Annotated in this window: 10 protein-coding genes; 7 read left to right on the top strand and 3 right to left on the bottom strand. The window is 33.1% G+C overall.

Annotation, left to right across the window (positions count from 1 at the left end; genetic code table 11):
• The 3 genes from VGE71_RS10155 to VGE71_RS10145 all read right to left on the bottom strand — a co-directional run.
• Positions 1-328: FAD-binding protein (locus VGE71_RS10155; RefSeq protein ID WP_331138230.1), on the bottom strand; the 328-nt coding region annotated here is incomplete at its 3' end.
• 1 nt (position 329) lies between these two features.
• Complete coding sequence (locus tag VGE71_RS10150) at positions 330-533, bottom strand: hypothetical protein (protein ID WP_008465053.1); 204 nt, start codon at positions 531-533, stop codon at positions 330-332.
• Positions 534-636: 103 nt separating this feature from the next.
• Positions 637-1,215: a MarC family protein gene (locus VGE71_RS10145; RefSeq protein ID WP_091494800.1), complete on the bottom strand. Its 579-nt coding sequence runs from the start codon at positions 1,213-1,215 to the stop codon at positions 637-639.
• A gap of 344 nt (positions 1,216-1,559) precedes the next feature.
• On the opposite strand from VGE71_RS10145, the gene VGE71_RS10140 reads away from it, so the two are divergent.
• The 7 genes from VGE71_RS10140 to VGE71_RS10110 all read left to right on the top strand — a co-directional run bounded on the left by VGE71_RS10140 (position 1,560) and on the right by VGE71_RS10110 (position 9,824).
• The gene (locus VGE71_RS10140; RefSeq protein WP_331138229.1) at positions 1,560-2,129 is read left to right on the top strand and encodes a DUF3109 family protein; all 570 of its coding nucleotides are present in this window, start codon (positions 1,560-1,562) and stop codon (positions 2,127-2,129) included.
• 335 nt (positions 2,130-2,464) lie between these two features.
• Positions 2,465-3,442, top strand: coding sequence for a ribonucleotide-diphosphate reductase subunit beta (locus tag VGE71_RS10135; protein WP_109190762.1), 978 nt, complete (start codon positions 2,465-2,467; stop codon positions 3,440-3,442).
• 264 nt (positions 3,443-3,706) lie between these two features.
• Positions 3,707-6,097, top strand: a complete 2,391-nt coding sequence (locus VGE71_RS10130; protein WP_331138228.1) for a ribonucleoside-diphosphate reductase subunit alpha — start codon at positions 3,707-3,709, stop codon at positions 6,095-6,097.
• Between the two features lie 114 nt (positions 6,098-6,211).
• Positions 6,212-6,682: a hypothetical protein gene (locus tag VGE71_RS10125; protein WP_331138227.1), complete on the top strand. Its 471-nt coding sequence runs from the start codon at positions 6,212-6,214 to the stop codon at positions 6,680-6,682.
• Between the two features lie 13 nt (positions 6,683-6,695).
• Positions 6,696-6,959 (top strand): hypothetical protein, encoded by a 264-nt coding sequence (locus VGE71_RS10120; RefSeq protein ID WP_331138226.1) that lies wholly within the window; start codon positions 6,696-6,698, stop codon positions 6,957-6,959.
• A 292-nt stretch (positions 6,960-7,251) separates the two neighbouring features.
• The gene (locus tag VGE71_RS10115; protein WP_331138225.1) at positions 7,252-8,649 is read left to right on the top strand and encodes a DUF1800 domain-containing protein; all 1,398 of its coding nucleotides are present in this window, start codon (positions 7,252-7,254) and stop codon (positions 8,647-8,649) included.
• An 11-nt stretch (positions 8,650-8,660) separates the two neighbouring features.
• Complete coding sequence (locus VGE71_RS10110) at positions 8,661-9,824, top strand: DUF1501 domain-containing protein (protein WP_331138224.1); 1,164 nt, start codon at positions 8,661-8,663, stop codon at positions 9,822-9,824.
• Positions 9,825-10,117 lie beyond the last annotated feature (293 nt).

The following is a 10,117-nucleotide window of genomic DNA, read 5'->3' as shown; positions in this document are numbered from 1 at the left end:
TTGTTTTATAAGAGTTTTTGTTGGTTACAACAGTAAATTCAGGATAACTGCCTTCAACTTTCATTACTTTCTCATTTGGAATCTGAGTAATGTGTGGGTAAGTTGTAGCTAAATCCTGTGTGCTTTCAGTTAAAAGTTCAGAGCCTAATTTTCCTGGTGTAATTCCGTAAGCGTTATAAAAGATTGCCTCTTGTAAAGAAGAATTTTTCTGATGTGTAAAAATTCCGATTTTTTTGTCAGTAACGAAAGTTTTGTTTTTCGCGGATCCTAAGACTAGAGCACAAGACATACCTGAAACTCCTCCGCCTATAATTAAAACGTCAAACATATTATCTGTTGTCATTCATTTTTTCTTCAATTCTTTTTGAAATTCTAAAAATCAAAAGAATCAGAACAGCGCAAAATGAAGCGGCGATTCCAATAAAAGCTACCATACTGTCTCCTTGAAAAGGATTTTTAAAGTCTAATAGCGTAATATTAAAAACAATTAAAGCTAATGCTAAAAGCACTAAGATTGAAGTGAAAATTTTCATAAGATTGTTTCTGTTTGGTCTAAAATAATAAAGTAGAACTCTGAAAAATGACTAAGAGTTATATTTTAGAATATTTTACGGGGTAAATTTATAAAAATAAATTTTAGACAAACAAACCTTTAACATTAGCGGCGAATAATTTAACAGCAATTGCTAAAAGTATTACACCAAATGTCTTACGAACTACTCCAAGTCCGTTTTCTCCTAACAAATTTTCTATTTTTTTCGAAGACTTTAAAACAATATAAACCAAAATAATATTAAGAAGGATCGCAATGATAATATTAATAGTGTGAAATTGAGATCGTAACGATAACAAAGTGGTCATTGTTCCAGCGCCAGCAATTAATGGAAATGCCAACGGAACGATAGAAGCAGAACCTGGTTCTTCGTCACGATAAATTCTGATTCCTAAAATCATTTCTAAAGCAAGGAAAAATAAAACAAACGATCCAGCAACGGCAAACGAATGAACATCGATGCCAATTAAATTCAATAAACCTTCTCCAACAAAAAGAAAAACAATCATAATAGCTCCGGCGACGATTGATGCTTTTTCAGATTCGATATGCCCAACTTTTGCTCTTAAATTTACAATAATCGGAATAGAGCCAACAATATCAATTACGGCGAAAAGCACCATACTAACGGTAATGATTTCTTTGAAGTCAATTTCTAACATATCGATTTGATTTTTAAGGTTTAAAAAACTGCTGCAAAAGTAGTTAATAAAGTTAGGTGTTTTTTCTTTAGAATGTATTTTTGTTATAAAAACATGTTTTATTGGTTAAAAAAGTGATATTTGTAACAATTGTGGTTTTCTTTTGCATTTAGTAAAAGTTATGGTGTGTTTAACCGCAAAGCACGCAAAGATTTACGCAAGGTTCGCAAGGTTTTATAAACTATCGAAAGCTTGTAAAAGAATCTTTGCGATTCTTTGCGTAAATCTTTGCGAACTTTGTGGTTAAATTTTTGACAATGAATATCTGCTTTCTTTGACTATCTTTGCACTCTAAAAATATTATCATGTTTCAGTTAGGTAAAACTATTATTTCAGAAGATATTCTGGAAAAAGAATTTGTGTGCAATTTGTCTGCTTGTAAAGGAGCTTGTTGTGTTGATGGAGATGCGGGCGCGCCTTTAAATGAGGCTGAAACGAAAATCTTAGAAGAAATCTATCCTAAAGTAAAGCCTTTTTTAAGAAAAGAAGGAATTGCGGCAATCGAGGCGCAAGGAACTTGGGTAACGGGAACCGATGGAGATTTGGAAACTCCGCTTATTGATAATAAAGATTGTGCCTACGTAATTTTTGATGGAAAAACCGCGCTTTGCGGAATCGAACAAGCCTATAATCAAGGAATTGTTGACTGGAAAAAGCCTGTTTCTTGTCATTTATATCCAATTCGTGTAAAAGACTTCACTGAATTTGCAGCGGTTAACTACGACAAATGGGATATTTGCGACGATGCCTGTTCTTTGGGAAAAGAATTAGAAGTTCCAGTTTATAAATTTGTCAAAGAAGCCTTAATTCGTCGTTTTGGCGAAGACTGGTATATGGAACTTGAAAAAGTTGCCGAAGAACATAAAAATTCTTAAAATCAACATCAAAAATTATAGTCATTTTGACTACATATTTTAACTCAAAAAAACATTTTTTTGACTCAAAAAAACTTTTTTAAAACTCTTTAAAGTTTCTTGCTTTTTATATTAAAAAGTCTATGTTTTACGGGCTTCTTAGAGGTGTTAAATGATTTTAAAATACTCATTTGCAGTAAATTAATTATTGTCTGAGAAATTTCTCAAATTTTAGCCGTTGTTAAAAACTACCTCCGATTGTGAATAAGTTTGGCTTTTATTTTTGACGTTAATTGACAATCTTTGTAGTCTACTGAAAAGGTAAAATTTCAATACAAAAATTAACAGAATCTGTCATGTCACAAATCGAACCAATATTACAAGAAAATAAAAACCGCTTCGTTATTTTTCCGATTAAACATCATGATATTTGGGAATGGTACAAAAAGATGGAAGCTAGTTTCTGGACTGCAGAAGAAATCGATTTGCATCAAGATTTGACAGACTGGAATAATAAGCTTAATGATGATGAAAGATATTTCATCAAACATATTTTAGCTTTCTTCGCAGCTTCTGATGGAATTGTAAACGAAAACCTTGCTGAGAACTTTGTTAATGAAGTTCAATATGCAGAAGCGAAATTCTTTTATGGTTTTCAAATCATGATGGAGAATATTCATAGTGAGACTTATTCTTTATTGATTGATACTTATGTTAAAGACGAAGCAGAAAAAACAGAATTGTTTAATGCTTTGGAAGTTTTTCCTGCAATTGCTAAAAAAGGAGAATGGGCTTTAAAATGGATCGAGTCTGATTCGTTTGCTGAAAGACTTATTGCTTTTGCTGCCGTTGAAGGAATCTTTTTCTCAGGTGCTTTCTGTTCAATTTATTGGTTGAAAAAACGTGGTTTAATGCCAGGTTTGACTTTCTCTAATGAGTTGATTTCTCGTGACGAAGGCGTACATTGTGATTTTGCGGTTCACTTGCATAATCATCATTTGGTAAACAAAGTGCCAAAAGAAAGAATCAAAGAAATTATTGTTGATGCATTAGATATCGAAAGACAGTTTGTAACTGAATCTCTTCCAGTAAGTTTAATTGGTATGAATGCTGGTTTAATGACACAGTATTTAGAGTTTGTTGCTGATAGACTTTTGGTTGAATTAGGTTGCGAGCGTGTTTACGGATCGGCAAATCCATTCGATTTCATGGACATGATTTCTCTTCAAGGAAAAACTAATTTCTTTGAAAAACGTGTTGCAGAGTATCAAAAATCTGGTGTAATGAATACTGATAGTGATGCTCAGAAAATTTCATTCGATGCAGATTTCTAGGTAACAAAATACTTTTGGCGTCTACTCTTCAAGAGGTGCCGAAAAAAGATTAACAGAATATTTTAAAAAGGTTGAATCTCTTTCCCCAAGTCGCAGATTCAATAACAATTTTGACGCATTTAAATTCGAAATTCGAATTTGAAACAAGTAACTATTGAGAATTTGGTAATTCTCAAAAAATAATTTAAAAACACGCAATGTTTAAGTGCTGGAGTTCGTTCTCTAGTTACTTTCATTTTTTCAATAACTATAAAAGGTAAGCTTATGTATGTAGTAAAAAGAGATGGCCACAGAGAGCCGGTAATGTTTGATAAGATTACAGAAAGAATCAAAAAATTGTGTTACGGCTTGAATGAGCTTGTAGATCCTGTTAAGGTAGCCATGAGAGTTATCGAAGGATTGTATGATGGGGTTTCGACTTCTGAATTAGATAATCTTGCAGCAGAAACAGCGGCTTCTATGACAATTGCACATCCTGATTATGCTCAATTGGCAGCTCGTATCGCTATTTCTAATCTACATTCAAATACTAAAAAATCTTTCTCTGAAACGATGAAAGATATGTACAATTACGTAAATCCAAGAAATGGACAAGATGCTCCATTAATTGCAGATGACGTATTTAAAGTAATTCAAGAAAATGCTGCTTTTTTAGATTCTCATATTATTTATACAAGAGATTTTAATTACGATTACTTTGGTTTCAAAACCTTAGAGCGTTCTTATCTTCTTAAAATAAATGGAAAAATTGTTGAGCGTCCACAGCACATGTTAATGCGTGTTTCTGTTGGGATTCACTTAGACGATTTAAAATCTGTTATTGAAACTTATGATTTAATGTCTAAAAAGTTCTTTACGCACGCAACGCCAACGTTGTTCAACGCAGGAACTCCAAAACCACAAATGTCTTCTTGTTTCCTTTTGGCAATGCAAGATGATAGTATTGATGGTATTTACGATACATTAAAACAAACCGCAAAAATCTCGCAATCAGCGGGAGGAATCGGACTTTCTATTCATAACGTTCGTGCGACAGGATCTTATATTCGCGGTACAAACGGAACGTCAAACGGAATTGTTCCGATGTTGAGAGTTTTCAATGATACAGCGCGTTACGTAGATCAAGGTGGTGGAAAACGTAAAGGTAGTTTTGCGATTTACATCGAAACTTGGCATGCTGATATCTTTGATTTCTTGGATTTGAAGAAAAATACAGGAAAAGAAGAAATGCGTGCAAGAGATTTATTCTTCGCAATGTGGACTTCAGATTTATTCATGAAACGTGTTCAGGAAGATTCAACTTGGACTTTAATGTGTCCAAATGAATGTCCAGGATTGTATGATGTTTATGGAGATGAATTCGAAGCGTTATATACAGATTACGAATTTCAAGGAAAAGGAAGAAAAACCATCCGTGCTCGTGAATTATGGGAGAAAATCCTAGAATCTCAAATTGAGACTGGAACGCCATATATGTTGTACAAAGATGCAGCAAACCGTAAATCGAACCACAAGAATTTAGGAACTATCCGTTCTTCGAACTTGTGCACAGAGATTATGGAGTTTACTTCTAAAGATGAAATTGCAGTTTGTAACTTAGCTTCGATTTCATTGCCGATGTTCATTGAAAACGGACAATTCGATCACCAAGCACTTTACAATGTTACAAAACGTGTAACTCGTAACTTGAACAAAGTAATCGACAGAAACTATTACCCAGTAAAAGAAGCTGAAAACTCAAATATGCGTCACCGTCCAGTTGGATTAGGTGTTCAAGGTTTGGCAGATGCTTTTATCATGTTGCGTATGCCGTTTACAAGTGATGAAGCTAAAAAGTTAAATCAAGAAATTTTTGAAACTTTATACTTTGCGGCTGTAACTGCTTCTATGGAAATGGCACAAGAAGAAGGGCCATATTCAACTTTCAAAGGTTCTCCAATGTCACAAGGAGAATTCCAACACAATATGTGGGGAATGAAAGACGAAGAATTATCTGGTCGTTGGGACTGGGCTTCTTTAAGAAAAGAAGTTATGGAGCACGGGGTTCGTAACTCATTATTAGTGGCGCCAATGCCAACTGCTTCAACTTCTCAAATTCTTGGAAACAACGAAGCTTTCGAACCTTATACTTCAAACATTTACACACGTCGTGTATTGTCTGGAGAGTTTATCGTGGTAAACAAACATTTACTAGAAGACTTAGTAAAATTAGGTTTGTGGAACGAGTCATTGAAACAAGAAATTATGCGTCATAACGGATCTGTTCAAAACATTGACATTATTCCGCAAGACTTAAAAGATCTTTATAAAACAGTTTGGGAAATGTCGATGAAAGATATTATCGATATGTCTCGCCAAAGAGGTTACTTCATCGATCAGTCTCAATCGTTGAACTTGTTCATGCAAGATGCAAACTATTCTAAACTAACGTCAATGCACTTCTACGCTTGGCAATCTGGTTTAAAAACAGGAATGTATTACTTAAGAACAAAAGCGGCTGTAGATGCGATTAAATTCACATTAAACAACGATAAAAAAGAAGAAACTCCATCTTTAGTTCAAGAAACTGAAGCGATTAGTGTTGAAGACTACAAAGCAATGTTGTTGAAAGCACAAGCAGCAGATCCAGAAGATTGTGAAATGTGCGGGTCTTAATTTTTAGAATTTAGAATTTAGAAAATAGAATAAAGAGAAAAGATTTGTTCTGAGATTATATAGAAAGCAGTTGTCATTTTGATAGCTGCTTTTTTTCTAATTAATAATTAATTCATGGGAAATAGAATTTTAGCTTTAATTTTTTTATTGTGTCTTTTTTCTTGTAAGGAAAAGGTCGAACAAGTGCAAAAAGAAATTCCAGAAGAAATTGATTCTGAAGAAGTGAGAACAATAAGTACTATGGTAACGGATTATGATACATTGATTAATCGAGTTAAAAAGCGAGGCGATTTGGATGCTTATGACGAACTTTATTATGGCTTTAAAGATTGTTGTTTTCGCGAAAGTACAGATAGCGTAATGGTGTACTCAAAAATTATGGCAGAGAAATCTAATTATGAAAGAGCTTATTCTGATTATTATTCAGCTTTTTTAGAGAAATATCATATTGATTATTCAAATTTTCCTCAAATTGACATTAGTAAAATGGATAAAAAGGAAAAAGAAAAATTAGAAAATTGGTTTAAGGTTATGATTAGAAAAAAGCTAATGACACAACAGACTTTTGATTCTATAAAAAAATAAATAGCTTTAAAAAATGGATTTAAGTTCAATTCGTAAAAATAAAAATGATTATTATAAACTAGCTAATGACTATTTGAAGAATATTGATTCTAATGAGTTAGATATAAGTTTTGATAAAATCATTTCAAAATCTATTTCAATTTTAATGGATCATGATTTTATTCCAACGCCATGTATCGAAATCAAATTAGAACTTCAAAATAACCAAATAAAAGTTGGGAATTATTTCTTGTATATTGATGAAAACAAACAATTCCTAGATGAATTTTTGTTTTAAAGATTCTGAATCTAATTTAACATAGCCCACGGTTTCAACCGTGGGTACACAAAGAGGAGCATCTTACGTCTCCCACGGTTGAAACCGTGGGCTATGTTTGATTTTGATTGTCTAAATAAAATCCCCGCATGATTTTGATTGATTCGTAATAACAATATCTCCAAAAAATCTCCGTTCTAGTTAATACCAAAGACCTTTTCAAAACTTAGCACCTTAGTATCTAAGTAGCTCAGAACCTTCTCTTTTAAACCTTTAAAAGAGAATTGAGTCTTATTGTAATAATTTCTGAATTATGAAAAAAAGCAATCTTTGGTCATTACGATTAGGTTTTTCAGGAAAACAAGCCATTCAAATTGAAAAATTAGGAATAGAAAAGTTTCTAAAGCATTCTTATAACTCCAAATTTGACAAACAGTTTCCGGATTTTCTGCAGGATCAGCCTAAAACAACTTTAGAATTAAAAGAGATTAGAGAACAAATAAAAATCTCAGGTCCCGAAACCAGAAAAGAATTTCAGAAAAAAGAAAATCAGGCAAACGTCGCATTCAAAAAATGGTGGATTGCTAAAATGCGTACAGATGAATTTCCGCTTCGCGAGAATATGGTTTGTTTTTGGCACAATCACTTTGTTTCGACTTCACAAAAAGTAAAAATCAACTACTGGATTTATCAGCACAATATGATTTTGCGCGAAAATGCTTTTGGCAATTTTAAAGAATTGACCAAGCAAATTCTCAAATCGAATGCAATGGTGCGATATCTCGATAACGGCGACAACAAAAAAGGAAAAGTAAACGAAAACCTTAGTCGTGAATTATTAGAATTATTTACCATCGGAATTGGAAATTATACCGAAAACGACATTAAAAACGGTGCAAAAGCTTTAGCAGGATTAAACATTGGAGATGACGGAGCAGTTTACCGAAAAAATATAGAAGACAACAGCGATAAAATCTATTTCGGAAAAACAGGAAACTGGAAATCGGATGATTTGGTTGATATTATTTTTGAACAGAAAAATATTCCTTATCTCATTACTCGAAAAATCCTGAAGTGGTTTATATATGATAATCCGCCAGAGGATTTGGTGACGTATTATGGAGATTATTTTAGAAAAGAAAAATTCGAAATTCAGCCTTTACTGACTAAGATTTTTACGGAAGAATTCAAAAAAGAGAATTCAGGAAATAAAATCAAAAATCCGCTGGTTTATATTTTGCAGATTTATGATGAATTGCAGATTCAGAATGTTGACGATACTGCAATTATGGCTTTCATAAAACAACAGGGAATGGATTTGTACAATCAGGTAAATGTGAAAGGTTGGGATGGGGGAAATTCCTGGTTGACTTCGCAGATTTATTTGCAACGAAATAATACAGCCGATTTATTATGCAGTGGTAAAAGCCTAACTCGAAAGGTTTTGAAAACGATGATGAATGGAGTGGAAAAAGAAAAATCAGAATATGAAAAAGTGGATGCAAAAGTCGTTTTTGATTCAAACGGAAATAATAAAACCATTATTTCTGAATTGTCAAATCGATTGTTGTTTAGCGTCAGCGATTCGGCTCAAAAAGACATGGAAAATCTTTTGAAATACGATTTTGATCCCAAAGAACCTCATGCCGATTTTGCAGTTGTTCGCGTATTCAATTACATCACAAAATTGCCGGAATATCAATTAATTTAGAAAATAAGATTATGAACAGAAGAGATTTTCTAACATTGACAGGAACTTTTACAGGCGGACTGCTTGTACTTCCTGATTTTTTACACGCTTTTGGTTCGCAAACCAATTTAGTCGTTGGCGAACAATGCGTTGTTTTTGTACAGCTAAATGGGGGAAACGACGGTTTGAATACTTTTATTCCGTATGATGATCCACTGTATTATGATTTACGAACGAAAATTGCCTTAAATAAAGACGTTGTTGTTGGAAAAAATAAAGGAATGGCATTTCATCCTTCCTTGAAAGATTTTGCCCAAATGCAGCAAAATGGAGATTTGACCGTAATTCAAAATGTCGGATATCCAGAACCTATTCGTTCGCATTTTAGAAGTCAAGAAATCTGGCAAACGGCAACCGATTCTAATAAATATATTAATGAAGGCTGGCTCGGAAGATTTCTGGATTTGCAATGCAACGGACATCAAGCGACGGCTGGAATCAATTTAGATTCCATTGATAATTTGGCTTTAAAAGGAGTGGAACCAAACTTTATTACAATAAAAGATCCAAACCGATTTAAAGTAAAAGCAAAAGAAGAGAATGTGACTTTGTCTCAGAATCCGCATTTGGATTTTGTTCGAAAAATTGCCAATTCGGTTACTGAAGGTTCAGATGAAATTCAGAAAGCATTAGCAAAATCAAAAAATGAAATCAGTTATCCGAAAACAGAATTGTCTAAAAATCTGGAATGGATTTCAAGATTAATTAAAGGAAATTTAAACTCGAAAGTCTATTACACTTCTCTCGGCGGATTCGACACGCACGATAATCAGCTTGCCATTCACGAAAGAAAACTAACAGATTTAAATGATGCGCTTTACAGTTTTTACAGCGATTTAAAACAAGCGCAATTACTTCAAAATGTGACCATAGTAGTTTTCTCAGAATTTGGAAGAAGAGTAAAAGACAACGGAAACGGAACCGATCACGGAACCGCGGCGCCAATGTTCATAATCGGAGGGAATAATAAAGGAACCATTTTAGGAAAAAATCCAAATCTAGCCGACTTAGACAACGGCGATTTAAAATATGAAATAGATTTTAGAAGTGTGTACGCCTCATTATTAAAACAAAAAATGGATTTTGATTATTCTAAAATCGGGATTACGAATAGACCGGTTTCTGGATTATTTTGAGGAATAGCCACGAATTCACGAATTTTATTTTTACAATCTAATCGTTGAATTTATGTAATCCTATAATATAACCACAACGATTTGAGTTAAATTCGTGAATTCGTGGCAAAAAAAACTTAGCTCCTTAGCATCTAAGAACCTCAGAACCTCAATTCAATATTCTCATTTTAAGCCGATATTTTTATATTATCATACAAAACCTGCTAAATTTGTTAAGAAATCCTTTTTTGTTTCATAAAATGCAATCTTTTTTTTGGTGCACTAAAAATAATTTATACATTCGCAGAGAATTT

It is taken from the genome of Flavobacterium sp., assembly GCF_036405015.1.
GTDB lineage: Bacteria > Bacteroidota > Bacteroidia > Flavobacteriales > Flavobacteriaceae > Flavobacterium.
This window is presented reverse-complemented; position numbering and strand designations above follow the sequence as displayed.